The following is a 25,622-nucleotide window of genomic DNA, read 5'->3' on the forward strand; positions in this document are numbered from 1 at the left end:
TGTGCGATCAGCTTTTGCAGCGCCTTGTTCGCTTTGTCAATGCCGTGAGAACCCTCCCGGGGGAAATCCCAGTGTGTGCAGTGCACAACTCTGCCAACAATGCGTCGCAGCATGTCGGCGGCTCCTCCGCTGGCGGTTCGGACATGACCGATGAGCAACGACTACATCCTCGAAACACGGGACCTGACGCGCGAGTTCAAAGGCTTTGTGGCCGTTGACCACGTCAACCTGCGCGTGCGGCGCGGCTCCATTCACGCCTTGATCGGCCCCAACGGCGCGGGCAAGACCACGGTGTTCAACCTGCTCACCAAATTCCTGCCGGTGAGTTCGGGCCAGATTTTTTACAAAGGGCGCGACATCACACCGCTGAAGGCGGCCGAGGTGGCGCGCGACGGCATGGTGCGCTCCTTCCAGATCTCGGCGGTGTTCCCCCACCTCACGGTGCTGGAGAACGTGCGCGTGGGCTTGCAGCGGCAGTTGGGCACCAGCTTTCACTTCTGGAAGTCCGAGTCTTCGCTCTACAAGCTCAACGACCAGGCCATGCACCTGCTGGAGCAGGTGGACCTGGGCGGCTTCGCCGACACCGTCACCGTCGAGCTGCCTTACGGCCGAAAGCGCGCGCTGGAGATTGCCACCACCCTGGCGCTTGAGCCCGAGCTGATGCTGCTGGACGAGCCCACCCAGGGCATGGGCCACGAAGACGTGGGCCGTGTGGTGGAACTGATTCGCCGCGTGGCGGCCAACCGAACGGTGCTCATGGTGGAACACAACATGAACGTGGTGTCCCACCTGTGCGACACCATCACGGTGCTGGCCCGGGGCAGTGTCTTGGCCGAAGGGCCTTACGAGACGGTGTCCCAGGACCCACGCGTCCTGGAGGCCTATGTGGGTTCGACCGAGGAGACCAGCGCATGAGCCAGCCCTTGCTCAAGGTCTCTGACCTGCACGCCTGGTATGGCGAGTCGCACATCCTGCACGGCGTCAACTTCGAAATTCACCGCGGTGAACTCGTCACGCTGCTGGGGCGCAACGGCGCGGGCCGCAGCACCACCATCAAGTCCATCCTGGGTCTGGTGGGCAAGCGCACGGGCTCGGTCACGATCGATGGTGTTGAGACCATCCACATGCCCACCAACCGCATCGCGCGGCTGGGCCTGGGCTACTGCCCGGAAGAGCGGGGCATCTTCTCTTCGCTGAGTTGCGAAGAAAACCTGATGCTGCCGCCCAAGGTGGGCGAGGGTGGCATGAGCGTGGACGAGATCTACGAGATGTTCCCCAACCTGAAAGAGCGCCGCCACAGCCAAGGCACGCGCCTGTCGGGGGGCGAGCAGCAGATGCTGGCCATGGCGCGCATCCTGCGGTCCGGGGCAAAGGTCTTGCTGCTGGACGAAATCACCGAAGGCCTGGCTCCAGTCATCGTGCAAACCTTGGGCCGCGTGATCCGCGCGCTCAAGGCCAAGGGCCTCACCATCATCCTGGTGGAGCAGAACTTCCGCTTTGCCGCTCCGCTTGCCGACCGTCACTACGTGATGGAACACGGCCAGATCGTGGCCAGCGTGGAGAAGCACGAACTCGAGAGCAAAGCAGCCATGCTGCACGAGTACCTCGGCGTCTGACGCCATCTTTTCATCTGGAGACAACCCATGAAACGCAAACTGATTGCTGCTGCCATCGCCGCCGTTGTGGCGGGCGGTGCTCCTTTCGCCATGGCCCAGCAGGGCAAGCTTTCGGGGGATGCCGTGAAGATCGGCGTGCTGACCGACATGTCTGGCCTGTACGCAGACTACGGCGGACCTGGTGCCGTGGCCGCTGCCCGCCTGGCGGTGCAGGACTTCGGCGGCAAGATGTTCGGCAAGGACATCGTGGTGGTCAACGCCGACCACCAGAACAAGCCCGACATCGCCAAGAACGTGGCCCAGCAGTGGTTCGACCGCGATGGCGTAGACATCTCGGTGGAGAACCTGAACTCCGCCGTGGCCCTGACGGTGCAAGCCCTGGCAAAAGAAAAGAACAAGATCACCATCACCACCGGTGCGGCCACCGCCCGCTTGACCAACGAAGACTGCGCCCCGGCCAACGGCATTCACTACCTGATGGACACCATTGCCCTGTCCAACGTGGTGGGCAAGGCCATCGTGAAAGATGGCGGAGACAGCTGGTACTTCCTGACCGCCGACTACGCCTTCGGCCACTCGCTGGAGAAAGACACCGGTGATGTCGTGAAGAACGCGGGCGGCAAGGTTCTGGGCGCCGTGCGCCACCCGCTGGGCACCAGCGACTTCTCGTCCTTCCTGCTGCAGGCCCAGACCTCGGGCGCCAAGGTGGTGGGCCTGGCCAACGCCGGCGGCGACACCGTGAACAGCATCAAGGCCGCTGCCGAGTTCGGCATCACCCGCAAGCAGAGCCTGGCCGCCCTGCTGATGCTGCTGACCGACGTGCACGCCATTGGCCTGAACACCGCCCAGGGCCTGTACCTGACCGAGGGCTGGTACTGGGACCTGAACGCTGACACCCGCGCCTGGGCCGACAAGTTCAGCAAGGTCATGAACGGCCGCAAGCCGAACTCCAACCACGCGTCGGTCTACTCCGCCACGCTGCACTACCTCAAGGCCGTGCAGGCCGCCGGCACCGACGACACCGCGGCTGTGATGGCCAAGATGAAGGAAATGCCGATCAACGACATGTTCGCCAAGGGCGGCAAGATCCGCGAAGACGGCCGCATGGTGCACGACATGTACCTGTTCCAGGTGAAGAAGCCGTCCGAGTCCAAGGGCGCCTGGGACTACTACAACCTCAAGGGCACCGTGAAGGGTGACGACGCGTTCCAGCCGCTGGCCCAGAGCCGCTGCGCTGCCATCAAGAAGTGACAAACCTGGCCGGCTGATGCCGGCCCGATTCACCGAGCCGAACAGACGGGCCGTGCTGGCCACGGCCCGTCCTCATTCAACGGACTGCAATGGACCAAATTTTTGGCGTACCAACAGCGGCCTTCATGGGGCAACTCATGCTGGGGCTGGTGAACGGTTCCTTTTACGCGCTGCTCTCCTTGGGCCTGGCCGTCATCTTCGGCATGCTCAACATCGTCAACTTCGCGCACGGCGCTCTGTACATGGCCGGCGCGTTCATCGCGTGGATGCTGCTGAACTACGCCGGCGTGAACTACTGGTTCGCGCTGTTGCTGGCGCCGCTGGCGGTGGGCCTGATCGGCGTGGTCATCGAGAAGACCATGCTGCGCTGGCTGCATGGGCTGGACCACCTCTACGGCCTGCTGCTCACCTTTGGCCTGGCCCTGTTGCTCGAAGGTGTGTTCCGCGAGTTTTATGGTTCGTCGGGTCTGCCCTACGAACTGCCTGAGATTTTCCGGGGTGGTTTTGACCTGGGCTTCATGTTCCTGCCCAAGTACCGCGCCTGGGTGGTGTTCGCCGCCATCTTCGTCTGCCTGGCCACCTGGTTCGTGATCGAGAAGACCAAGCTCGGCGCCTATTTGCGGGCTGGCACCGAGAACCCCAACATGGTCAAGGCCTTCGGCATCAACGTGCCGCTGATGGTCACCCTGACCTACGCCTTCGGCGTGGGCCTGGCGGGTCTGGCTGGCGTGATGGCCGCGCCCATTTACCAGGTCAGTCCGCTGATGGGGTCGAACATCATCATTATCGTGTTCGCGGTGGTGGTGATCGGCGGCATGGGCTCGATTCTGGGCTCCATCCTGACCGGCCTGGTGCTTGGCCTGATCGAGGGCCTGACCAAGGTCTTCTATGCCGAGCTGTCCTCGACCGTGGTGTTCATCATCATGGTCATCGTTCTGATGTTCCGCCCGGCGGGCCTGTTCGGTCGGGAGAAATGATGTCCAAGACCCGCATTCTGTACAGCGTCCTGTTCGCGGCGCTCATGGTGGCTCCCTTCGTGGGCTATCCCATCTTTCTGATGAAGGTGCTGTGCTTCGCGCTGTTCGCGTGTGCCTTCAACCTGCTCATTGGCTTCACTGGCCTGCTGTCCTTCGGTCACGCCATGTTCTTTGGCTTCGCGGCCTATGTGTCGGGCCACGCCGCCAAGGTCTGGGGCCTGACGCCTGAGCTGTCCATCCTGGCCGGCACGCTGTGCGCCACGGGCATTGCGGTGGTCACGGGCTGGCTGGCGGTGCGTCGCCAGGGCATCTACTTCGCCATGGTGACCCTGGCCCTGGCCCAGATGGTGTATTTCATCTGCGTGCAGGCGCCCTTCACTTACGCGGAGGATGGCATCCAGAGCATTCCGCGCGGCAAGCTGTTTGGCGTGATCGACCTGGCCAGTGACACGGCCATGTATTACCTGGTGGCCGCCGTCTTCGTGTTCGGTTTCGCTCTGATCTACCGCATCATCCACTCGCCCTTCGGGCAGGTGCTGAAGTCGGTGCGCGAGAACGAGCCGCGCGCCCTTTCGCTGGGCTACAACGTCGACCGCTACAAGCTGCTGGCGTTCGTGCTCTCGGGCACCATCGCTGGCATGGCCGGTGCCACCAAGTCGATCGCTTTCGGCATCGCCACGCTCACCGACGTGAGTTGGCAGATGTCCGGAGAAGTGGTGCTGATGACGCTGCTCGGTGGCATGGGCACCATCCTTGGGCCCGCCGTGGGCGCGACCATCATCGTGACCATGCAGAACTACCTGGCCGACCTGGGCTCGATGGTGTCGATCATCATGGGCCTGACCTTCGTGGTCTGCGTGCTGGCCTTCCGCCGTGGCATCGTCGGCGAAATCGAGCACCGCCTGATCAACAAGAAGAAGTCGTCTTGAGTGCTGGTGGCTGCTGCGCCGAGGGGAGTGGTCTTCTCTCGGCCGGCAGCGATGCCTCAGAAGTGCGCGAGGTAGCCACCGTCCACCGCCAGCACCTGGCCCGTCACGTAACTGGCGGCGTCGCTGGCCAGGAATACCGCCGCACCCGCGATTTCGGGTGCTTGCCCCCAGCGGCCCAGTGAGGTGCGGCGCTTGAGCCAATCGGCCACGCCAGCGTCTTCCACCATGGCTGCATTGGTCTCGGTGGCAAAGTAGCCTGGTGCAATGGCGTTGACGCGCACACCATGTGGCCCCAATTCGGCCGCCAGGGCACGCGTCATTGCCTCGACCGCACCCTTGGATGTGGTGTAAGCCGCGTCGCCCGCCCGGGCGATGGGGCCCGCGATGGATGTGATGTTGACAATGCTGCCCTTTCCCTGGGCCTGCATCACGCCGGCTGCCTGGCGGCACAGGTTCCATGCACCCACTAGGTTCACCTCGAGCAGCTCTCGCAATGCCTGCGGAGGCAACTGCTGGAGAGACTCGCGCCGTCGTTGGCCCACCGCGTTGACCAGAATATCCCAGCGACCAGCTTGCTCAAGGAAGTTGCGAATGCCTTCGTTGGTATCCGTCTCGTGACCGACGTCGAAGGCCAGCAAGTGAACTTGACCATCGATGCCACGGGCGGCCTCTTGCAGTGCGGCTTGATCTCGGCCACAGAGCCAGACGTTGGCGCCATGGGCGGCAAAAGCATGCGCGATCTCGCGGCCTAAGCCACGCGCGGCGCCCGTCACCAAGGCGGTGCGCCCGGCGAGGTGGAAGAGAGATGGAGAGCAGGCTTGAGGGTGGAGGTTCACGCCACCATTATCGACAGCTGGGGAACTTCAGTTGGTCAGTTCGGCCAGTGATGAGAAGCCAAAACTGATTTCCGGCTCCACCTCTTCGCAAGGCAATGTGAAGAAGAAGGTACAGCCTTCGCCCACCGCGGTTTCGCACCACAGCCGACCGCCATGACGCTCAATGATGCGCTGACTCAGGGAGAGGCCGGTGCCAGTGCCTTCGAAGTCCATGGAGTGATGTTGGCGCTGGAACATCACGAACAGGTTTTGCGCCTTGCTCAGGTCGAACCCGGCGCCGTTGTCCTTGATGTAGAACATGCGGCCGCCAACTGGGTTCAATCGCCAGCCGATTTCGATGCGCGCGTGCTCGACCTTGCTGGTGAATTTCACCGCGTTGTCCAGCAGCTTGCCCATGGCTTGAGCCAGCATCATGGCGTCACCCAACACCACCGGCATGTCCTCGTCAACGACCCACTCGATCTGGCGATCGACGTGCTCACGTTTGAGGTGCTCTATCACGCCGTGCATCAGTGGGGAGAGCGGCACAGGCTGGGTTTCGAGCGCCACCCTGCCGAGGCGTGCGTATTCCAACAGGCCTTCGATCATGGTTCCCATGCGCTTGCTAGCCTTGCCGATCGCCAGCAGGTAGGGTTTCAGGACAGGGTCATTTGAGTCGGCCAGCTGCTCCTGCAGCAGGCCAATGAAGTTCGAGATGTGCCGCAGCGGTGCCCGCAGGTCGTGGGAAACCATGTGCGAGAACACGTCAAGGTCTTTGTTGGCGGCCACGAGCTGCTGGGTGCGCTCAGACACCCGTTTTTCCAGTTCCCGGTTGAGATCGTTCATCACGTCCTCGAGGTGCTTGGCGGCGGTCATGTCGCGCGTGATGCAAGATAGACCACGTAACTCGCCAGTCTGATGGCGAAGCGCTGTGACCACGGTGTGACCCCAGAACCGCGACCCATCTTCGCGTCGACGCCAACCCCGTGTTTCCCACTGACCATTGGCGATCGCCAATCGGAGAACTTGATCCAGATCGGTCTCATCGGCAGGTTCGGCCACCAGTCGTAGGGCATCGCTGTTCTGCCCCAGCATTTGCTGGTGGGTGTAGCCGTGCAGGCGTTGTGCGCTCTCTGTCCAGTCCGTCACGAGGCCCGTCTCGTCAATGAAATAGATGCAGTAGTCCTGCAGGGCATCCACCATCAATCGATATCGCTGTTCGCTTTCGAACAGCTCAGCGCTGCGTTCGCGGACGCGCTCTTCCAGGTCATGGTTGGCCCTGAGCACCATTTCCTCAATGCGGCGACGTTCGGTGATGTCGCTCATCTCGATGAAGATTCCGCGGACTTCCGATTCATGGAAGTCGGGGATGTAGTGAATCTCGTAGAAATGCTCGGAGCCATCTGCGTGTGTTCGCTGAGTTTCAAAGCTCACGGATTCACCGCTCAGCGCTTGTGCCACCTTGGGCAAGATCTCGGGCAGGGTTTCGGTCGGCATGATCTCGCTGATGTTCAAGCCGACAATCTCGTCTGCGGTCTTGCCGAAGCCTTGGGCATGGGCAAGGTTGGCAAACCGGCAAACCAGGTCCTTGTCGTAGTAGCTCAAGCGCGTGGGAATGCGGTTGGCGACTCGCTGGATCAGGTCTGCGTTGCTCTCGGTGGCAGGTGCAGAAGAAGAGATGATGTCCATGGTCTGGCCTCGTCGGATCGGAGCAACTGGCAACAAAGTCTTCGGTCTTATCGACAGCTGGACCGGAAAATTCAATGGCCCTGGCGTACGATCTGACACGCCGGTTGGGCGAAAAAAAACCCGCACCTGAAAAGTGCGGGTCTTGTTGGTGGGCGCTCGCTTTCGATCGGAGTTCCGTCAAGTCTTGGGTAGGCTCAAGAGCCTTACCGGGGATGAGATCAGAGTCCGGCGGCGGCGCGCAGGGCCGCGGCCTTGTCGGTGCGCTCCCAGGTGAACTCGGGCTCTTCACGGCCGAAGTGGCCGTAGGCCGCCGTCTTGGAGTAAATCGGGCGCAACAGGTCCAGCATCTGGATGATGCCCTTCGGGCGCAGGTCGAAGTGTTCGTTCACCAGCTCGGCAATCTTCTCGTCGGGGATCACGCCCGTGCCTTCGGTGTAGACCGTCACGTTCATGGGCTTGGCCACGCCGATGGCGTAGGCCACCTGCACCTGGCACTGGCGCGCCAGACCAGCGGCCACCACGTTCTTGGCCACGTAGCGGGCCGCGTAGGCGGCAGAGCGGTCCACCTTGGACGGGTCTTTGCCCGAGAAGGCGCCGCCACCGTGGGGGCAGGCGCCGCCGTAGGTGTCCACAATGATCTTGCGACCGGTCAGGCCGCAGTCGCCCTGCGGGCCACCAATCACGAAACGGCCGGTGGGGTTGATCAGGTAGCGCGTGTTCTGCAGCCACTCCTTGGGCAGCACCGGCTTGATGATTTCTTCGATCACGGCGTCAATGAAGCTCTGCTTCATTTTCGTGGCGGTTTCGCTCTGGTCGGGGCTGTGCTGGGTGGACAGCACCACGGTGTCAATGCTGTGGGGCTTGCCGTCGACATAGCGCATGGTCACCTGGCTCTTGGCGTCAGGGCGCAGGAAGGGCAGGCGGCCGTCTTTGCGCAGTTGCGCCTGGCGCTCCACCAGGCGGTGGGCGTAGTAGATGGGCGCCGGCATCAGTTCGGGCGTTTCGTCGCAGGCGTAGCCAAACATCAGGCCCTGGTCGCCAGCGCCAATGTTCAGGTAATCGTCAGAGGCGTGGTCCACGCCCTGGGCGATGTCGTTGCTCTGCTTGTCATAGGCCACCAACACGGCGCAGCCCTTGTAGTCGATGCCGTACTCGGTGTTGTCGTAACCGATGCGCTTGATGGTGTCGCGCGCCACCTGGATGTAGTCGACGTTGGCCTGGGTGGTGATTTCACCGGCCAGCACCACCAGACCGGTGTTGGTCAGCGTCTCGGCGGCCACGCGGCTGCGCGGGTCTTGCTCGAAGATCGCGTCAAGGATGGCGTCAGAGATCTGGTCCGCCACCTTGTCGGGGTGGCCTTCGGACACGGATTCGGACGTGAAAAGAAAATCGTTCGCCATTTAAACTCCTGAAGTGCTGTGGATCGGCGTTGCCGGTCTGTCAGAAGTCGGCGAACGCTTTAGCGGTATTTGTGAATCGCCCCGCAATCAGTTCATCAACTCGGCGATGGCGCGATTCTAGGCCAATCCGCACCAACCCCCTGGCCGCCCTTGTCCACCTTCGTTAACTGTTTGTTCCGAGGCCTGAGTTGCCTTCCCCTGCCGGTGCTGCACGCGCTGGGCTGGCCCTTGGGCTGGCTGAGCTTTTGGCTGTCGGCCCGTTATCGCCAGCGCCTGTTGGCCAACGCTGCCCTGGCCGAAGTGCCGCGCCGGCAGGCTTGGGCGTCGGTGGCCGAGGCCGGCAAGCTGGTCACCGAGTTGCCTCGCTTGTGGCTGGGGCGGCCAGTGCCAGTGCATTGGCGTGGCGCCGAGCACATTGAGGCCGCCCTGGCAGAAGGCCAAGGGCTTCTGTTTCTGACCCCTCACCTGGGGTGCTTTGAAATCACGGCCCAGGCCTACGCCGCTCGTTTTGGGGCTCTCCATCCCATGACGGTCCTGTTCAGGCCTGCGCGACAACCCTGGTTGCGTGATCTGGTGGCGGGGGCTCGCCAGCGCCCCGGTTTGCGCACTGCGCCCACCACTTTGGCGGGCGTGAAGCAACTGCTCAAGGCCCTCAAGGGTGGCGAAGCGGTGGGCTTGCTGCCAGACCAGGTGCCGCCTATGGGCCAGGGCGCGTGGGCGCCGTTTTTCGGGCGCGATGCCTACACCATGACCCTGTCCGCCAGGCTGGCCCATGCCGGGCCGGTGCGGGTGCTGCTGAGCTGGGGCGAGCGGCTTTCCTGGGGGCGCGGCTACGTGGTGCACGTCAGACCCCTTGCTGAGACTTTGTCCACCGATGCCGGGCTGGCGGCCGCCCAGATCAACCGTGCCATGGAGTCGCTGGTGCGAGAATCGCCCACCCAGTACCTGTGGTCTTACGACCGTTACAAGGCACCGCGCGAATGACCGCTCCCGATTCTGCTTTCGCTCCATCGAACGATCACCCGAACGCGTCGAGTCATTGGGTCAACCGACTGGGCATTGGCTTCATGCGCTTGTTGGCCCGGTTGCCGCTGCCATGCGTGCGCGCCGCTGGCTGGGTGTTCGGGCAGGTGTTGCATGCCGTGGCCGGGCGCCGCCGGCGCGTGGCCCGCACCAATTGGGCCTTGTGTTTTCCCGAGCAGACCGAAGCCCAGCGCAACGCGGCGGTGCGCCGCCACTTCGTGCTGTTTGCCCAGGCCTGGCTGGACCGCGGCTGGCTTTGGGAGGCCCGTCCCGACGTGGTGCGTCGCCGCCTGGTGCTCAAAGGAGACCTGAGTGCCCTGGCGGGCCAGGCGCCCACCGTGCTGTTCGCCCCGCACTTCGTGGGCATGGACGCTGGCTGGACGGCCCTGACCGCCCACCTGGATCGGCGTTTCTGCGGCATCTACGCCGGCCAGCTCAATGCCGATGTCGACCGCTGGATGTCCTTGGGGCGCCAGCGCTTTGGCCAGCCGCACATCGTGGCCATGCGCCAGGGCCTCAAGCCCCTGGTGAGCGCTTTGCGCCAGGGCATGCCCCTGTACCTGCTGCCGGACATGGACTATGGCACCCGAGACTCGGAGTTCGTGCCCTTCTTCGGCGTGCAGACCGCCACCATCACCTCGCTCTCGCGCTTCGCGCGCATGGCGCGGGCCAAGGTGGTGCCGGTGCTCAGTCGCCTGGTCCCCGAGGGCTACGAAGTGACCGTTTTGTCACCCTGGGAGGCCTATCCCACCGACGATGTGCCGGCGGACACCGCCACCATGAACCGCCACCTTGAGGCCTACATTCGCACCATGCCCGAGCAGTACTACTGGGTGCACAAGCGCTTCAAGACGCGGCCACCAGGCGAGCCGTCGTTTTATTGATTCGCGCGCGCCAGGTAGGCGCCAATCACCTCGGCCACCCGGTCGGGCATTTCATGCACGATCCAGTGGCTGGCCTCGGGCTCCAGGTGCACGGTGAGTTGGGGCACCCAGGCCTCTAGACCATTGAGCAAACCGCGAGGCAACGCGCTGTCGTTCAGGCCCCAGATCACCAGGGTGGGCAGGGCCACTGCCAAGCGTTCATGGGGCACGGTCAACGCAGCGGCAGCCGGGTCCCCCGGGCGAGGTGGACGAAGGGGGGAGGCGGCGTAATAAGCGCATGGGCCTATCAGCCCGTGGCGCCACGCCTCGCGGTAGCGCTCTCGGGTGGCGTCATCCAGCCAGGCTTTGGGGCCTGTGTCGGCGCCCATGTTCGTGAAAAAAGGCCACAGACGGGCGAAGTCGTTCTCGGCCAGCAGGTCCGGGGCATCGGGCCGAATCAGAAAGTTCATGTAGGCGCTGGCCGCCTGTTGCTCGGGCGATGACGCCAGCTCGCGCAGAAAAGGGCCGGCGTGCGGTGCGTTCAGGATCACCAGCCGCTGCATCAACGCCGGGTGCTGGTTCGCCACGGTCCAGGCGATGGCACCACCCCAGTCGTGGGCCACCAAGGCCGCCAACTGGCCTGGGGTGGGGGAGTGTGTGGTGATGGCCGCTGCGGTGGCGGCGATGTCCTTCACCAGCTCTTTGGCCTGATAGGCCGCCACTTCGGTTGGGGCACTGGAGCGTTCGTAGCCCCGCAGGTTGGGGGCCACGCAGCGGTAGCCACCGTGTTCAGGCTGGGCAAAATGCTCAAGCAGTGCATCCCAGACAAAGGCCGCTTCCGGGAAGCCGTGCAGAAACAGCAGCACTGGGCGGCCAGGTGAACCGCTGGCCCGGCAACTCAGGGTGATGCCGTGCGGCAGGGCAAGGTCGAAGGTCTCGATCATGGCGGGCATCCAGTGGCCCGCCGACATCAGTCGAGCGCGGGCGGTTCGTCTTCTGGGGGCGTTACCGGCTCGCGGCTCCACTGCCAAAGCAGGCCCGCCACCTCGTCCAGGCCCTGCTTCTTCAGGGCAGAGAACAGTCTGGCTTCGCCCCCGCCGGATTGCAGTCGCGCAATCGACAGCGCTTTCTGGGCCTCGGCATGGTTCAGCTTGTCGGCCTTGGTCAGCAGCACCAAAAACTTCAGGCCCTCTTGCACCCGTGGGCGGATGACGTCCAGGAGGGCTTCATCCAGCTCGGTCAGGCCCAGGCGTGGGTCCACCAGCAGCACCACGGCCCGCAGGTTGCGCCGCGTCACCAGGTAATTCGCCATGACCCGCTGCCAGCGCAGCTTGGCCTCTTGCGGCACGGCGGCGTAGCCATAGCCCGGCAGGTCGGCCAAGACCGCATCGACCACACCTTGTTTGCCCAGGGCAAACAGGTTGATGCTCTGGGTGCGCCCCGGCGTCTTGGAGGCAAATGCCAAGCGCTTTTGCTGCGTGAGTGTGTTGATGCAGGTGGATTTCCCCGCGTTGGAGCGACCGACAAACGCAATTTCCGGCACGTCCAGAGCCGGCAGGTGCTCCAGTTGGGGCGCCGTCGTGAGGAAGCGGGCGGTGTGTAGCCAGCCGTGCAGGGTGCGCGGGTCTGGCAGGGGGGCTGGAGCAGGGTGTTGGGTCATTGAGTGGGGTATCTAGCCGGCCATTGTAAAATCGTCAGGCTTTGCCCGGTCCATCCGAGATCCTTTATCAACCGAAACCGTCGCACCCGACGCCCGCCCCGTCATGAAACTGCCTGCTTTCCTCTTCAGCGCCGTTGCCGCCGCAGCCCTGTCGTTCAGCGCCCAGGCGCAAACGGCCAAGCCCGACCTGGCCAAAGGCGCGGCGACTTACGGCGCGGTTTGCGTGGCCTGTCACGCAGCCGATGGCAACTCGACCACGCCGGCCAACCCCAAGCTGGCCCAGCAGCACCCTGAGTACCTGATCAAGCAGCTTCAGGAATTCAAGTCGGGCAAGCGCAAGAACGCCGTGATGCAAGGCTTCGCTGCCGCCCTGTCGGACGACGACATGCGCAACATTGCCTACTGGCTGGCCGACCAAAAAGCCAAGGGTGGCGCTGCCACCGACAAAGACCTGGTGAAGCTGGGTGAGCGCATTTACCGTGGCGGCATCGCCGATCGTCAGATTGCTGCTTGCGCTGGCTGCCACAGCCCCAACGGCGCTGGCATTCCCGCCCAGTACCCCCGCCTGTCCGGCCAGCACGCCGATTACACCGCGGCTCAACTGCAGCAGTTCCGCAGTGGCGCTCGCGCCAACAACGTCCAGATGACCGGCGTGGCCGCCAAGATGACCGACATGGAAATCAAGGCCGTCTCCGATTTCATCGCCGGCCTGCGTTGAGCAAGCCCCCGGCCACAGGCCGGGATATAAGCCGTCATTAATGTTTGACGGCAAAATGCACAAATTGCCGCGCCGGCGTTGAACCGCCAGCCGAAAACAACATCAGAGAAGGGCGCGTTCCGGGCAAGCTGGAACCGCCCTTTTTCTTGTACCCCCACCCCATGAGTGTTTCCACCCAAGGCCTGCGCCTGCGCTCCGGCTCCCAATGGCTCAGTGACGCAACCGAGTTGCTGTCATCGATGCGCTTTGCCATCGCCCTGCTGAGCGTGATTTGCATCGCGTCGGTCATCGGCACGGTGGTCAAGCAGCACGAGCCCATCAACAACTACGTCAACCAGTTCGGGCCGTTCTGGGCCGAGGTGTTCGGCTCGGCTGGCCTGTTCTCGGTGTACAGCGCCTGGTGGTTCTTGTTGATCCTGGCGTTCTTGGTCATCAGCACCTCGCTGTGCATCATCCGCAACACCCCGAAAATCTTCGCGGACTTCAAGGCCTACAAAGAGAACATCCGCGAGCAGAGCCTCAAGGCCTTTCACCACCGCGCTGAAGGCTCGGTGGACGAAGTGCCGGAGGCGGCGGCCCATCGCATTGGCCAGCAACTGCTGGGCTCTGGCTGGAAGGTGAAGCTGCAGTCTCGCGAGACGCCGCAGGGCACCGGCTGGATGGTGGCCGCCAAGGCAGGCGCGGCCAACAAGGTGGGCTACCTGGCGGCGCACGGCGCCATTGTGCTGGTGTGCATTGGTGGTCTGCTTGATGGCGACCTGGTGGTGCGGGCGCAGACTTGGTTCAACGGCAAAACCCCGTTCACCGGCGGCGGCCTCATTGCCGACGTGCCGGCCCAGCACCGTTTGTCGCCCCAGAACCCCACCTTCCGGGGCAACCTGCTGGTCAGCGAAGGCACATCGTCCAGCACCGCCGTGCTGCCACAGGCCAGCGGGGTGCTGCTGCAAGACCTGCCCTTCTCGGTGGAACTCAAGAAGTTCATCGTCGAGTACTACGAAACGGGCATGCCGCGCCTCTTTGCCAGCGACATCGTCATCCATGACCTGGAAACCGGCGAGAAGAAGGAAGCCCGCGTGGAGGTGAACCACCCCGCCAATCACCGGGGCATCAACATCTACCAGTCCAGCTTTGACGATGGTGGCTCGCGCGTGAAGCTGCAGGCCGTGCCCATGCAGCCCATGGCCAAGGCCTTTGATGTGGAAGGCAACATCGGCGGCTCCACCGAACTGAGCAATGGTGAGCAGCGCATGACGCTGGAGTTCACTGGCCTGCGCGTCATCAACGTGGAGAACTTCGCCAATGCAGGTTCTGCCACCGACGTGCGCAAGGTAGACCTGCGACAGTCGATCGAGAGCCGCCTGGGCTCTGGCCACAAAACGGTCACCGAAAAAACCTTGCGCAACGTCGGCCCCAGCGTCAACTACAAGCTGCGCGACAGCGCCGGCCAGGCCATCGAGTACCACAACTACATGCTGCCGGTCGAGCTGGACGGTCAGCGCGTGTTCCTGCTGGGCATGCGCGAAACCCCGCAAGAGCCCTTCCGTTACCTGCGGGTGCCCGCTGACGAGAACGACAGCATGGACGGTTTTGCCCGCCTGCGAGCGGCGCTGGCCGACCCGGTGTTGCGCGAGCAGGCCGTGCGCCGCTACGCGGCAGGCTCAGTCGAAGGAGGTCGCGCCGACCTGGCCGAGGCCCTGGCCGCATCGGCCACCCGCGCGCTGGATCTCTTTGCGGGGGCCGAGTCGGTGAAGCCAGCCAATGGCGGGGCGCCGGTTTCGGGCGGCTTGCAGGCGGTGTCCACCTTCCTGGAGACCAATGTGCCCGAGGCCGATCGAGAGCGCGCGGGCGATGTGCTGGTGCGCATCCTTAATGGCAGCCTGTTCGAGCTGTTGCAGCTCAGCCGCGAGAGGGCTGGCTTGGCGCCCGCCGCGCGCGATGAGGCCACCCAGCGCTTCATGACCCAGGCGGTCATCAGCCTGAGCGACACCTTCTTCTATCCCGCGCCCATGACCTTCTTGCTCAAGGACTTCACGCAGGTTCAGGCCAGCGTGTTCCAGGTGGCGCGTGCGCCGGGGCAGAACATCGTTTACCTCGGCTGCGTGTTGCTCATCGTCGGCGTTTTCGCCATGCTGTACGTCCGCGAACGCCGCTTGTGGGTATGGCTGGCGCCCCGCGAATCTGGCTCTGCCGCCACCATGGCCTTGTCGTCCAACCGCAAGACGCTGGACGCTGACCGCGAATTCGATCTGCTCAAGACCCAATTGCTCAAGGTGAACCCATGAATACCGCCACCCAGACCATCGAGCTCAAGAAAAGCCACAGCGGCCAGGGGGGACTGGCGCCCGGTTACTGGGCGCGCCGCAACGTGTGGGACTGGCTGTTTGCCGTGCTTTGCGTGGTGGGAGCCGGCGTGGCGTTTCAGCGTTACGGCGCTGCGATGGACATCTACGAAAAGTCCATTCTGGTGGGAACCGTGCCCAGCGTGATCTGGCTGGGTTGGTTCTGGCGCCCCCTGCGCACGCTGATGGTGGTGGTGGCCGCGATTTCATTGCTCGCGATCAACTTGTACCAAACCCCGACGGGGGCTGATTTGGCGCGTGCCGATCAGGTGTTCCTGCTCAAGTACTTCATCTCCAGCCAGTCCGCGATTCTGTGGATGAGCATGCTGTTCTTCATGAGCACGGCCTTCTACTGGATTGGCCTGCTCACCCGCGGCGGCCAGACCTTCGAGGCCCTGGGCTCGCGCCTGGCCTGGGTGGCCAGCGGCCTGGCCCTGATCGGCACCATGGTGCGCTGGTATGAGAGTCACCAGATTGGCACCGGCATCGGCCACATTCCGGTCAGCAACCTCTACGAGGTATTCGTGCTGTTCTGCTGGATGACAGCCGTCTTCTACCTGTACTACGAAGACCAGTACAAGACCCGCTCCATGGGAGCGTTCGCCATGCTCATCGTGAGCGCGGCGGTGGGCTTTCTGCTGTGGTACACGGTGGTGCGCGAGGCCCACCAGATTCAGCCGCTCGTGCCAGCTCTGCAGAGCTGGTGGATGAAGCTGCACGTGCCGGCCAACTTCATCGGCTACGGCACCTTCGCCATTGCCGCGATGCTCGCGTTCGCCTACCTCATCAAGCAAAGCGCTGGTGAAACCCGGTGGTACAAGCTCGCGCCGCTGTGGCTGCTGGGCGTGGTGCTCTGCTTTGAGCCCATCGTGTTTCGCCAGGGCGCTGCGGACAAAGGCGGCAGCTACTGGTTTGTGTACTTCGGCGTGTCGGCTTTGATCGTGGGCGGCATCCTCACGGCCCGTGGCCGCATTGCCGAGCGACTGCCCAGCTTCGAGGTGCTGGACGACGTGATGTACAAGGCCATCGCCGTGGGCTTCGCTTTCTTCACCATCGCCACCGTGCTGGGTGCCTTCTGGGCGGCCGAGGCCTGGGGCGGTTACTGGAGCTGGGACCCCAAGGAAACCTGGGCGCTGATCGTGTGGCTTAACTACGCGGCGTGGCTGCACATGCGCCTGATGAAAGGCCTGCGCGGCACCGTGGCTGCCTGGTGGGCACTGGTGGGCCTGGCCATCACCACCTTCGCCTTCCTCGGCGTGAACATGTTCCTGTCGGGCCTGCACAGCTACGGCGAGCTGTGATCCGGAAACTTCTCGCTGGCTGGGTGGTCTGAAAAGACCTGTGGGGGCGCCTTGGAGGGCGCCCCTGTTCTCTTGAAGAAGGACCGTTTATGTTGATTCGAACAGGCGGCGACGGCTTCCAGCACCCGCTCAGCAGCGATATCACGCCCCGTGAGGCGTACTTCTCTCGCCGGCTGTGGCTGACGGCCATGGCCGCTTCTGGCGTGGCGTGGGCCGGCCGCGAAGCATTCGCACAAGGCTCGGCTCGCCCCAACCGACTGGCCGCCTTGCCAGGGCAGCGCAGTGCGGTGGACGGGGCGACCTCGGCAGAGAAGCTCACGTCTTACCAAGACGTCACCCAGTACAACAACTTCTACGAATTCGGCACCAGCAAATCCGATCCTGCTGCGCGAGCCGATTCCCTCAAGCCCAGACCCTGGACGGTTCAGGTGGAAGGCTTGGTCAACAAGCCTGGCACCTTTGACCTCGATGCCCTGCTCAAGCTGGCCCCGATGGAGGAGCGCATCTACCGGCTGCGCTGCGTGGAGGGCTGGTCGATGGTGATCCCCTGGGTCGGCTATTCCCTGTCAGCGCTCATCAAGCGTGTCGAACCGCAGGGAAGCGCGAAGTATGTCGAGTTCGTGACCCTGGCCGATCCCAAGCAGATGCCAGGCTTGCGCTCGCGCGTGCTGGACTGGCCCTACACCGAGGGCCTGCGCCTGGACGAAGCCCTGCATCCCTTGAGCCTGTTGGCCTTTGGTCTCTACGGCGAGGTCCTGCCCAACCAGAACGGTGCGCCGGTGCGCCTGGTGGTGCCATGGAAATACGGCTTCAAGAGCGCCAAGTCGATCGTCAAGATCCGCTTCACCGAGCGGCAGCCCAAGACGGCATGGAACGAGGCGGCTCCGCAAGAGTACGGGTTCTATTCCAACGTGAACCCGCAGGTCGCGCACCCGCGCTGGAGCCAAGCCTCTGAGCGGCGCATCGGCGAAGAGGGCGGCCTGTTCGCGAAGCGACGCCCCACGCTGATGTTCAACGGATACGAAAAGCAGGTGGGCCAGCTGTATGCCGGCATGGACCTGAGCAAGTTCTACTGAGCATGAGCACCACAGCCCACGCGGGCGCCATTCGTTCCCGCCTGTCCTGGCCCAACCGGATCGTCATGCACCCGCTGGCCAAGCCCACGCTGTTCGCGGCCTTGTCTCTGCCCATGCTGTATTTGGTGTGGGCCGCTTTTGCTGACGCCCTGGGCGCCAACCCAGCGCAGGCCATGGTGCGAGCCCTGGGGGACTGGACCCTCCGCGCGCTGGTGCTGGCGCTGGCCGTGACGCCTCTGCGCGTCATCACCGGCTGGTCGGCCCTGGTGCGTCTGCGTCGAATGTGCGGTCTCTTCGTGGCGTTCTACGCCAGCATGCACTTGCTGGCCTACGCCTGGCTCGACACGGGCTGGGATTGGGCCGAGGTGGTGCACGACACAGCCAAACGGCCCTTCATTCTGGTGGGCATGCTGGCCTGGGTGTTGCTGATAGCGCTGGCGGCCACTTCGTTCAACGGTGCGGTTCGGGCCCTGGGTGGCAAGGCCTGGCAGCGGCTGCACCGCCTCGTGTACCTGGTGGCCGGTCTCGCGGTGCTGCACTTTTATTGGATGCGCAGCAGCAAGAATGACCTCACCGAGGTGAGCGTCTACGCGGCCGTGTTCATCGGCTTGCTGGGCTGGCGTGCCTGGCGCCGCTGGGGCCCGCGCTGAGGTGCTGCCTCAGCTCAGCAGGGTCTCTAGCCGCAACTGGTCAGCGGCGGTCTCGCGGTGGCGAATGACGGTGGCCCGATCGCCGTCCACCAACACCTCTGCGGCGCGTCCACGGGTGTTGTAGTTGCTGGCCATGCTCATGCAATAGGCGCCAGCCGACAGCACCGCCAGCAGATCGCCGGGCTGCACCGCCAGCGAGCGTTCGTGGCCCAACCAGTCGCCGCTCTCGCACACCGGCCCCACCACATCCCACATGATGGATGCCTCGCCATCGCGGGGCTTCACCGGCTCGATGCGGTGGTAGGCCTGGTACATCGCTGGGCGGGGCAGGTCGTTCATGGCCGCGTCCACGATCAGGAAGTTCTTCTGCTCACCGGGCTTGAGGTACAGCACCTCGGTCAGGCACACGCCCGCGTTGCCCACCAGAGAACGGCCAGGCTCGATGTAGATGGCGCGATCACCGAAGCCGCGGGCGTCCAGCTTGGCCAGCAACTGGGCCCAGAGTGCATCGGCGGCCGGTGGCACATCGCCGCTGTAATCAATGCCCAGGCCACCACCGAAGTCGATGTGGCCGATGTGAACGCCAGCCGCCTCCACCGCTTCCACCAGATCGAGCACCCGGTCCATGGCGTCGAGGTAGGGCTCGACCTGGGTGATCTGTGAGCCGATGTGGCAATCGATGCCCACCACCCGCAGGCCGGCACAAGACGCGGCATGGCGGTAGGTGGCCACGGCGGATTCGTGTGCAATGCCGAACTTGTTGCCCTTCAGGCCGGTGGAAATGTAGGGATGCGTCTTGGCGTCCACATTGGGGTTCACGCGCAAACTGACCGGGGCGCGCAGGCCCATGCCACGGGCCACTTCGTCCAGCACGTCGAGTTCTGCAATGCTTTCGACGTTGAAGCAGCCAATGCCCACTTCCAGTGCTCGGCGCATCTCGGCGCGAGTCTTGCCTACGCCCGAGAAGATCACCTTGGCCGGGTCCACCCCCGCCGCCAAGGCCCGTTCAAGCTCACCGCCGGACACGATGTCCAGCCCGCAACCTTCACGCACCAAGGTTTGCAGAATGGCCAGCGACGAATTGGCTTTCATCGCGTAACAGATAAGGTGCTTGCGCCCGCTCAGGCCGCGCTGATAGGCGGCCAGGGCTTCCAGCATCGCGGCTTTGCTGTACACGAACAGTGGTGTGCCGTGCTCGTGGGCCAGGCGCGAGAGCGGCACGCCCTCAAAGTGCAGTTCACCGTTGCGGAGCGTCAGGAAGGCGGGCAGGGGCGACATCAGAGGTCTTGGCTGGAGTGGGGGTGGCAGAGGGCAAATACAGCGGACCCTTTTGCCCGCAACCGACCAAGCCCAACAGCACGCACGCCATGGCCATGACCCGCGAGGGGCCGGACCACCGGCCTAGAATTCGCTGCATCCCAAACATCCTCGCATTGTAATGACCGACACCGAATACCAGGACCGCGCAGAGGCCTTGCTCAAAGCGGTCGAGCTGGCCTGCGATCGCCTCAACGAGGCCACCGACGCCGACATCGACAACCAGCGCGTGGGCGGCATGATCACCCTGACCTTTGCCAACCGCAGCCAGATCATCATCAACCTGCAAAAGCCACTACACGAGGTCTGGCTTGCAGCTCGCGCTGGCGGCTTCCACTACAAGTTCGACGGTGCGGCCTGGGTGGACACCAAAGGCAATGGTGAGTTTTTCGCCAACCTGAGCCGCTACGCCAGCGAGCAGGCCGGTTTGACCTTGAGCTTCAATTCCTGAACAAGTCCAGAATGCTGCGCCGCTCTTCGGTCGGCGTGGGTTTGGCGGCGCCCTCTGAACTGCCGGGGGCTGCCGGGTCTGACATGCCCAGCGAGTTCACGCTGTTGCCCGGACCAAACTCGTCGTAGTACCACTCGCCGCCGATGTTCGTCACGCCAGTGGGTGGGTCATAGGTCATGACGGGCACGTTCTTCAATGCCGTCTGCATGAAAGAAATCCAGATCGGCAGGCTCAGGCCGCCACCGGTCTCGCGGCTGCCCAGGTTGCGCGGGGTGTCGTAACCCACCCAGGCGGCGGCGACCAGGGTCGGCTGGTAGCCCACGAACCAGGCGTCGACCGCGTCGTTCGTGGTGCCGGTCTTTCCGTAAAGGTCGGGGCGCTTCAGGGTGGCTTGAGCCCTTGCCGCGGTGCCGGTGCGCGTAATTTCCTGCAGCAGGCTGTTCATGACGAACGCGTTGCGGGCATCGATGACGCGGGGCGATTGGTCAAGCGGCTTTTCCGGTGCTTCAAACAGCACCTTGCCTCGCTGGTCAGTGACTTTGGTGATCAGCGTGGGCGACACCCGGTAGCCACCGTTGGCGAACACGGCATAGCCGGTGGCCATCTGCAGCGGCGTCACCGACCCGGCCCCCAGCGCCATGGTGAGGTAGGGCGGGTGTTTGTCGGCATCAAACCCAAAACGGCTCACCCACTCCTGCGCACTCTGGGTACCCACCAATTGCAGCACCCGGATCGACACCATGTTTTTCGACTTGGCCAGTGCCCGGCGCACCGACATCGGCCCTTCGAACTGCCCGTCGTAGTTCTTGGGTTCCCACGGTTTGCCGCCGGTCTGCTCGGCGCTGTAGAACAGTGGCGCGTCGTTCACCACGGTGCTTGGGGTCAAGCCCTTTTCGAGCGCAGCCGAGTAAATGAAGGGCTTGAAGCTGGAGCCGGGCTGGCGCCAAGCCTGGGTAACGTGGTTGAACTTGCTCTTCTGGAAGTCAAAGCCACCCACCAGGGCGGTGATGTGTCCGTTGCGCGGGTCCATGGCCACGAAGGCCGATTCCACCTCGGGCAGCTGGGTGATGCGCCAGCCGCTGTTGCCCACTTTGACCACGCGGATCACGGCGCCTGGGCGGATCTTCACATTGGGTCCAGCCTTGTCCGACAGGCCGGACTGCGCGGGACGGAGCCCTTCGCCCGTGATCTCGAACGGTTCACCGTCCGAGCGCACCGCCACCACCTTTTTCGGGTTCGCGTCCAGCACCACCGCCGACAGCAGATCGCCGTTGTCCGGTCGCTCGTTCAGCGCCTCGTCGATGGCGTTGTCGCGCTCGGTGGGGTCGGTCGGCAGGGAAATGAACAATTCCGGGCCACGGTAGAACTGCCGACGCTCGTACTCCAGCACGCCATCTCGAACCGCCTTGTATGCCGCCAGTTGAGCGTCAGCATCCAGTGTGGTGGTCACCACGAGACCTCGCGTGTAGGCCTCGTCGCCGTACTGCTGCACCATGGCCTGGCGCACCATCTCGGCCACGAACTCGGCGTGAATGCCGTCCTGGTTGCCCGGCATGCGCAACTTGAGCTGCTCGTTCTTGGCCTGTTCTGCCTGTTCGGCCGTGATGAAGCCGTTCTCCACCATGCGATCGATGATGTGAAGCTGCCGCGCCCGCGCCCTCCTCGGGTTGCGAATGGGGTTGTAGGCCGATGGGGCCTGTGGCAGTCCTGCCAGCATGGCAGCCTCGGCGATGGACACGTCCTTCAGTGGCTTGCCAAAGTAGATCTGCGATGCCGAGGCAAACCCATAGGCTCGCTGGCCCAAAAAGATCTGGTTCATGTAGATCTCAAGGATCTGCTCTTTGGTGAGCATGTGCTCCAGCTTGAAGGTCAGCAGCACCTCATAGATCTTGCGGGTGTAGCTCTTCTCGGCCGAGAGGTAGACGTTACGAGCCACTTGCATCGTGATGGTCGACGCGCCCTGACTCTTGGCCTGTCTCAGGTTGGCCAGCGCGGCACGCAACATGCCTCGGTAGTCGACACCACTGTGCTCAAAAAACCGTGAGTCTTCGATCGCGAGCACGGCGTTTTTCATCACGTCGGGGATTTCGTCAATACGAAGTAGGTTGCGCCGCTCCTCGCCGAACTCGTTGATCAACGTGCCGTCCGCCGCCAGCACACGCAGGGGCAGCTTGGGTCGGTAGTCGGCCAGGCCCGTGACGTCAGGCAAGTTCGGGTAGGCCACCGCCAGCGCAATGCCGATGGCCATCAGCAGGGTCACCCCGGCCGCCACCGCCAGTCCGACCACGCCCACCACCAAGCGACCCAGCCAGGTCATGTTCGTGGGGCCCGTTGATACTTGTTTACCGGCTGTGCTGGTGGCGGGTTTCTTGTTTGAAGACATTCAGATCGTCCAAGGCGGCGAGCAGGAATTATAAAAACCGCTCCCAGCGTGCCGATGCAGACGGGTTGGACGGTTGGTCAGCGTGGCGGATCGCTGCGCAAGCGTGAATGTATCGGCTTCTGTCAGACCTGCTTATTCGTCTTGTTTTGACAACGTTTCAAAATGCTAGCTGGGCAATATTTCTTTGCCGCTCAATGGCCTTGCTGCTAGCATTCATGTGAATTATTAGGTACGGCAGCTCGGCTGCGCTACAGAATTTGGGGGCTGCCTTGGCATCACTGGGGTCGTTATTCAGCCGGGAACCGGTGCCGATGTTGGGCATCGACATCAGTTCTTCGAGTGTCAAGCTGGTTGAGCTGGGGCGTAATCGCGCGGGGGATCTCGTGTTGGAGCGCTGTGCGATCGAGCCGCTGGAGCGCGGCTGGATCACCGACGGCAACATCGAGAACTTCGATGAGGTGGCCGAAGCCGTCAGGCGCGTCGTGCGCAAAAGCGGCAGCCGGACCAAAAACGTGGCGCTCGCCCTTCCCGCTTCTGCGGTCATCACCAAAAAGATCACCCTGCCCGGCGGTCTTTCTGAGCGTGATTTGGAGGCGCAGGTGGAGGCTGAGGCCAATCAGTACATCCCCTTCTCCCTCGATGAAGTCAGTCTGGATTTCTGCGTGATCGGGCCCAGTGCCTCGTCGGTGGGTGACGTCGAAGTCCTGATTGCGGCCTCGCGCAAGGAAAAGGTGTCTGACCGTCAAGGCCTGGCGGAAGCTGCCGGCTTGAAGCCGATGGTGATGGACGTGGAGTCGTATGCCTCACGCCTGGCGGCTGGTCGAGTGATTGAAACCTTGCCCAACCAGGGCGTGGACGCCGTCGTCGCCCTGTTTGAAGTGGGTGCAATGACCACCAGCATGCAGGTGCTGCGCAACGACGAGGTGCTGTATGAGCGCGATCAGGCGTTTGGTGGGGCCCAGCTGACGCAGCTGATCGTTCGCCAATATGGATTTTCTTCGGACGAGGCGGAAGCCAAGAAGCGGTCGGGCGACTTGCCGGAGGACTATGGCAGTGCCGTGCTGAGCCCGTTCATTGAGAGCATGGCGCAGGAGATCGGTCGCGCACTGCAGTTTTTCTTCACGAGTACCCCTTACAACAAGGTCGATCACATTCTGATCGCAGGCGGAAGCGCGGCTTTGCCCGGGTTGACCGACGCCGTGACCTTGCAGACCTCGTTCGCTTGCATGGTGATCAACCCATTCGACGGCATGGAGATGGGGGCTTCCGTGCAAGCGCGCAAGATCACTCGCGAGGCGCCTTCCTACTTGACCTCGACTGGGCTGGCTCTGCGGAGGTTTTACCAATGATTTTGATCAACCTCCTGCCCCACCGCGAGGCAGCCCGCAAGCGCCGCAAAGAGCAGTTTTTTACCCATTTGGGTGCCTCTGCCCTTCTGGGTGGCCTGATCGGCGGCGCTGTGTTCACCTGGTACCAAGGCCAGATTGCCGCTCAGCAAGAGCGCAACCAGTTTTTGCAAACTGAGATTTCCAAGTTAGATGCGGAAATCAAGGATATTGCATCTTTGCAGCAGCAAATCGCTTCTCTGCGAGCTCGTCAGGGTGCTGTCGAGAACCTTCAGGCCAATCGCAATTTGCCTGTGCATTTGTTGGAAGAATTGGTCGCGCAGATTCCTGATGGAATATTCCTGAACACCATGAGGCAAGAAAATGAAAACGTCTTGCTGACTGGCGTTGCTCAATCCCAAGAGCGTGTTTCCGAATTGTTGAGAAACCTGGGCGGCAAGAGCAAGTGGTTGTCTCGTCCTGAATTGGTTGAAATTGTCGCGGCCAGTTCGTCGGTGGCCGGACAGCCCAGGCGCGTTGCCAATTTCACGGTCAGGGTGGTGGTCAAACGCCCCGCCACTGAGGCGGCGCCCGCCGGGAAGGTGTAAAGACCATGGCCCCCAAAACCGCAATGTCATTTGACTTTCAGGCGCTTCAGGCTCGGTTGCAGTCTCAGTTCCGCAATCTGGATCCCAACGATCCTTCCCAATGGCCCTCGTTCCCTCGCAACCTACTCTTCGTGGTCGTGTGCGTGGCCGTGGTGGCGGTGCTGTGGTTCGCCTGGATTCAGTCCTCTGACGAAGAGCTGCTGGCGGAGAAGGCCAAGGAGGAGCAACTGCGGCAGAGTTACAAAGGCAAATTGGTGCAGGCCGTCAACCTGGACGCTCTGAAGAAGCAGTTGGAACAGGTGCAGCAATACGTTACCCAACTGGAGAAGCAGCTGCCCAGCAAGGCTGAGATGGATGCCTTGCTCTCTGACATCAACCAGGCTGGGTTGGGCCGCAGCCTGCAGTTTGAGTTGTTCCGCCCTGGGCAGGTGGCGGTCAGTGAATACTATGCCGAGTTACCCATTTCGATTCGGGTGACGGGCACTTACCATGACATTGGCCTATTTGCGGCCGATATCGCCAACCTGTCGCGCATTGTGACGTTGAACAACCTGACTTTGAATCCTCAGCGTGACCGAGAGGGCGTGCTGACCATGGATGGCGTGGCTAAGACCTACCGTTACCTCGACCCCGAGGAAGTGGCGGCTCAGCAGAAGGGCAAGGGGGCGAAGTGATTGACCGAGCACAGACCGGGCTTTTGGCGCTCGCGTTGTTGGTGGTTGGCTGTACCTCCGCCAACGACGACGATCTGAGCGCCTGGATGCAAGCCGAGCGCAGTGGCATCAAGCCATCGGTTCAGCCCATCCCTGAGCCGACCAAGTTTCAGCCCAATCCCTATGACGGGGAGGGATCGGCACCTCCGTTCAGTACCGAGAAGCTGGCAGGTGTGCTGCGAGGGCTTACCGCAGCGCCGGTGGTGAACGCCGCCTTGATTGAGCCAGAGCTGCGCCGACGCAAGGAGCCTCTGGAGGCATTCCCTCTGGACACCATGGGCATGGTGGGCAGCCTGAACCGCAGCGGGCAGCTGGTCGCGCTGGTCAAGGTGGGTGGTTTGCTCTACCAGGTGCGTCCTGGGCAGTACCTGGGCCAGAACTATGGACGGGTGACCCGCATCAGCGAGACCGAGGTCACCCTCAGAGAGATCGTGCAAGACAGCGGCGGCGAGTGGATTGAGCGTCCCGCGGCGCTAAAGCTAGTAGAGGAAGGTTCCAAATGAAAAAGGCTAACCAGG

At 63.1% G+C, this 25,622-nt stretch carries 25 protein-coding genes; 17 read left to right on the plus strand and 8 right to left on the minus strand.

The window, feature by feature from the left end:
* Nucleotides 1–150: 150 nt before the first annotated feature.
* The 5 genes from ACE3RQ_RS06370 to ACE3RQ_RS06390 all read left to right on the plus strand — a co-directional run bounded on the left by ACE3RQ_RS06370 (nt 151) and on the right by ACE3RQ_RS06390 (nt 4,773).
* A complete protein-coding gene (locus tag ACE3RQ_RS06370; RefSeq protein WP_374521039.1) occupies nt 151–915 on the plus strand; it encodes an ABC transporter ATP-binding protein in 765 nt (254 codons plus the stop codon).
* On the plus strand, nt 912–1,616 hold the full coding sequence (locus ACE3RQ_RS06375) for an ABC transporter ATP-binding protein (protein WP_374521041.1): 705 nt from the start codon (nt 912–914) through the stop codon (nt 1,614–1,616). The genes ACE3RQ_RS06370 and ACE3RQ_RS06375 overlap by 4 nt, the downstream gene beginning before the upstream one ends.
* Before the next feature lie 27 nt (nt 1,617–1,643).
* Nucleotides 1,644–2,867, plus strand: a complete 1,224-nt coding sequence (locus ACE3RQ_RS06380) for an ABC transporter substrate-binding protein (protein ID WP_374521043.1) — start codon at nt 1,644–1,646, stop codon at nt 2,865–2,867.
* 89 nt (nt 2,868–2,956) lie between these two features.
* Nucleotides 2,957–3,844, plus strand: a complete 888-nt coding sequence (locus tag ACE3RQ_RS06385) for a branched-chain amino acid ABC transporter permease (RefSeq protein ID WP_374521045.1) — start codon at nt 2,957–2,959, stop codon at nt 3,842–3,844.
* Nucleotides 3,844–4,773: a branched-chain amino acid ABC transporter permease gene (locus ACE3RQ_RS06390; RefSeq protein WP_374521047.1), complete on the plus strand. Its 930-nt coding sequence runs from the start codon at nt 3,844–3,846 to the stop codon at nt 4,771–4,773. The genes ACE3RQ_RS06385 and ACE3RQ_RS06390 overlap by 1 nt, the downstream gene beginning before the upstream one ends.
* Nucleotides 4,774–4,829: 56 nt before the next feature.
* Here ACE3RQ_RS06390 and ACE3RQ_RS06395 read toward each other — a convergent pair whose 3' ends face one another.
* The 3 genes from ACE3RQ_RS06395 to metK form a co-directional block, all read right to left on the minus strand.
* On the minus strand, nt 4,830–5,609 hold the full coding sequence (locus ACE3RQ_RS06395) for an SDR family oxidoreductase (protein WP_374521049.1): 780 nt from the start codon (nt 5,607–5,609) through the stop codon (nt 4,830–4,832).
* 27 nt (nt 5,610–5,636) lie between these two features.
* Complete coding sequence (locus tag ACE3RQ_RS06400) at nt 5,637–7,277, minus strand: PAS domain S-box protein (protein WP_374521051.1); 1,641 nt, start codon at nt 7,275–7,277, stop codon at nt 5,637–5,639.
* Nucleotides 7,278–7,495: 218 nt separating this feature from the next.
* Nucleotides 7,496–8,677: a methionine adenosyltransferase gene (gene metK / locus ACE3RQ_RS06405; RefSeq protein WP_374521053.1), complete on the minus strand. Its 1,182-nt coding sequence runs from the start codon at nt 8,675–8,677 to the stop codon at nt 7,496–7,498.
* Nucleotides 8,678–8,827: 150 nt separating this feature from the next.
* Between metK and ACE3RQ_RS06410 the strand changes: the two genes are divergently transcribed.
* Together ACE3RQ_RS06410 and ACE3RQ_RS06415 are read left to right on the plus strand one after the other, a co-directional pair.
* Nucleotides 8,828–9,661, plus strand: coding sequence for a lysophospholipid acyltransferase family protein (locus ACE3RQ_RS06410; RefSeq protein ID WP_374521055.1), 834 nt, complete (start codon nt 8,828–8,830; stop codon nt 9,659–9,661).
* Nucleotides 9,658–10,584, plus strand: a complete 927-nt coding sequence (locus ACE3RQ_RS06415) for a lipid A biosynthesis acyltransferase (protein WP_374521057.1) — start codon at nt 9,658–9,660, stop codon at nt 10,582–10,584. The genes ACE3RQ_RS06410 and ACE3RQ_RS06415 overlap by 4 nt, the downstream gene beginning before the upstream one ends.
* Here the strand turns inward: ACE3RQ_RS06415 and ACE3RQ_RS06420 are convergent.
* Nucleotides 10,578–11,507 carry an alpha/beta fold hydrolase gene (locus tag ACE3RQ_RS06420; RefSeq protein ID WP_374521059.1) on the minus strand — a complete coding sequence of 310 codons (930 nt, stop codon included), beginning with the start codon at nt 11,505–11,507 and terminating at the stop codon, nt 10,578–10,580. The two genes, ACE3RQ_RS06415 and ACE3RQ_RS06420, sit on opposite strands and share 7 nt — an antisense overlap.
* A gap of 26 nt (nt 11,508–11,533) precedes the next feature.
* The gene (yihA, locus tag ACE3RQ_RS06425; RefSeq protein ID WP_374521061.1) at nt 11,534–12,223 is read right to left on the minus strand and encodes a ribosome biogenesis GTP-binding protein YihA/YsxC; all 690 of its coding nucleotides are present in this window, start codon (nt 12,221–12,223) and stop codon (nt 11,534–11,536) included.
* A gap of 103 nt (nt 12,224–12,326) precedes the next feature.
* On the opposite strand from yihA, the gene ACE3RQ_RS06430 reads away from it, so the two are divergent.
* The 5 genes from ACE3RQ_RS06430 to ACE3RQ_RS06450 all read left to right on the plus strand — a co-directional run bounded on the left by ACE3RQ_RS06430 (nt 12,327) and on the right by ACE3RQ_RS06450 (nt 18,307).
* Complete coding sequence (locus tag ACE3RQ_RS06430) at nt 12,327–12,941, plus strand: cytochrome c (protein WP_374521063.1); 615 nt, start codon at nt 12,327–12,329, stop codon at nt 12,939–12,941.
* A 161-nt stretch (nt 12,942–13,102) separates the two neighbouring features.
* The gene (locus ACE3RQ_RS06435; RefSeq protein WP_374521065.1) at nt 13,103–15,223 is read left to right on the plus strand and encodes a cytochrome c biogenesis protein ResB; all 2,121 of its coding nucleotides are present in this window, start codon (nt 13,103–13,105) and stop codon (nt 15,221–15,223) included.
* Nucleotides 15,220–16,581 carry a c-type cytochrome biogenesis protein CcsB gene (ccsB, locus tag ACE3RQ_RS06440; RefSeq protein WP_374521067.1) on the plus strand — a complete coding sequence of 454 codons (1,362 nt, stop codon included), beginning with the start codon at nt 15,220–15,222 and terminating at the stop codon, nt 16,579–16,581. Before ACE3RQ_RS06435 ends, ccsB begins: the two co-directional genes overlap by 4 nt.
* Nucleotides 16,582–16,670: 89 nt before the next feature.
* Nucleotides 16,671–17,657, plus strand: a complete 987-nt coding sequence (gene msrP, locus ACE3RQ_RS06445) for a protein-methionine-sulfoxide reductase catalytic subunit MsrP (RefSeq protein WP_374521069.1) — start codon at nt 16,671–16,673, stop codon at nt 17,655–17,657.
* A 2-nt stretch (nt 17,658–17,659) separates the two neighbouring features.
* Complete coding sequence (locus ACE3RQ_RS06450; protein WP_374521070.1) at nt 17,660–18,307, plus strand: sulfite oxidase heme-binding subunit YedZ; 648 nt, start codon at nt 17,660–17,662, stop codon at nt 18,305–18,307.
* Nucleotides 18,308–18,316: 9 nt separating this feature from the next.
* Here ACE3RQ_RS06450 and lysA read toward each other — a convergent pair whose 3' ends face one another.
* Together lysA and ACE3RQ_RS06460 are read right to left on the minus strand one after the other, a co-directional pair.
* A complete protein-coding gene (gene lysA, locus ACE3RQ_RS06455) occupies nt 18,317–19,585 on the minus strand; it encodes a diaminopimelate decarboxylase (RefSeq protein ID WP_374521072.1) in 1,269 nt (422 codons plus the stop codon).
* Complete coding sequence (locus ACE3RQ_RS06460; protein WP_374521074.1) at nt 19,545–19,733, minus strand: lipoprotein; 189 nt, start codon at nt 19,731–19,733, stop codon at nt 19,545–19,547. Before ACE3RQ_RS06460 ends, lysA begins: the two co-directional genes overlap by 41 nt.
* Nucleotides 19,734–19,745: 12 nt before the next feature.
* On the opposite strand from ACE3RQ_RS06460, the gene cyaY reads away from it, so the two are divergent.
* Nucleotides 19,746–20,075 carry an iron donor protein CyaY gene (gene cyaY / locus ACE3RQ_RS06465; protein WP_374521076.1) on the plus strand — a complete coding sequence of 110 codons (330 nt, stop codon included), beginning with the start codon at nt 19,746–19,748 and terminating at the stop codon, nt 20,073–20,075.
* Here the strand turns inward: cyaY and ACE3RQ_RS06470 are convergent.
* Complete coding sequence (locus tag ACE3RQ_RS06470) at nt 20,065–22,392, minus strand: penicillin-binding protein 1A (RefSeq protein WP_374521078.1); 2,328 nt, start codon at nt 22,390–22,392, stop codon at nt 20,065–20,067. The genes cyaY and ACE3RQ_RS06470 overlap by 11 nt on opposite strands.
* A 335-nt stretch (nt 22,393–22,727) precedes the next feature.
* Here ACE3RQ_RS06470 and ACE3RQ_RS06475 point away from each other — a divergent pair, with 335 nt between their 5' ends.
* From ACE3RQ_RS06475 to ACE3RQ_RS06490, 4 genes are read left to right on the plus strand one after another with little or no spacing between them, the layout of a single operon-like run.
* On the plus strand, nt 22,728–23,807 hold the full coding sequence (locus tag ACE3RQ_RS06475; RefSeq protein WP_374521080.1) for a pilus assembly protein PilM: 1,080 nt from the start codon (nt 22,728–22,730) through the stop codon (nt 23,805–23,807).
* A complete protein-coding gene (locus ACE3RQ_RS06480; RefSeq protein ID WP_374521082.1) occupies nt 23,804–24,391 on the plus strand; it encodes a PilN domain-containing protein in 588 nt (195 codons plus the stop codon). The genes ACE3RQ_RS06475 and ACE3RQ_RS06480 overlap by 4 nt, the downstream gene beginning before the upstream one ends.
* 5 nt (nt 24,392–24,396) lie before the next feature.
* On the plus strand, nt 24,397–25,065 hold the full coding sequence (locus ACE3RQ_RS06485; protein WP_374521084.1) for a type 4a pilus biogenesis protein PilO: 669 nt from the start codon (nt 24,397–24,399) through the stop codon (nt 25,063–25,065).
* On the plus strand, nt 25,062–25,607 hold the full coding sequence (locus ACE3RQ_RS06490; protein ID WP_374521086.1) for a pilus assembly protein PilP: 546 nt from the start codon (nt 25,062–25,064) through the stop codon (nt 25,605–25,607). Before ACE3RQ_RS06485 ends, ACE3RQ_RS06490 begins: the two co-directional genes overlap by 4 nt.
* The last annotated feature ends 15 nt before the right edge of the window (nt 25,608–25,622 follow it).

This window comes from Hydrogenophaga sp., assembly GCF_041913525.1.
Taxonomy (GTDB): Bacteria; Pseudomonadota; Gammaproteobacteria; order Burkholderiales; family Burkholderiaceae_C; genus Hydrogenophaga.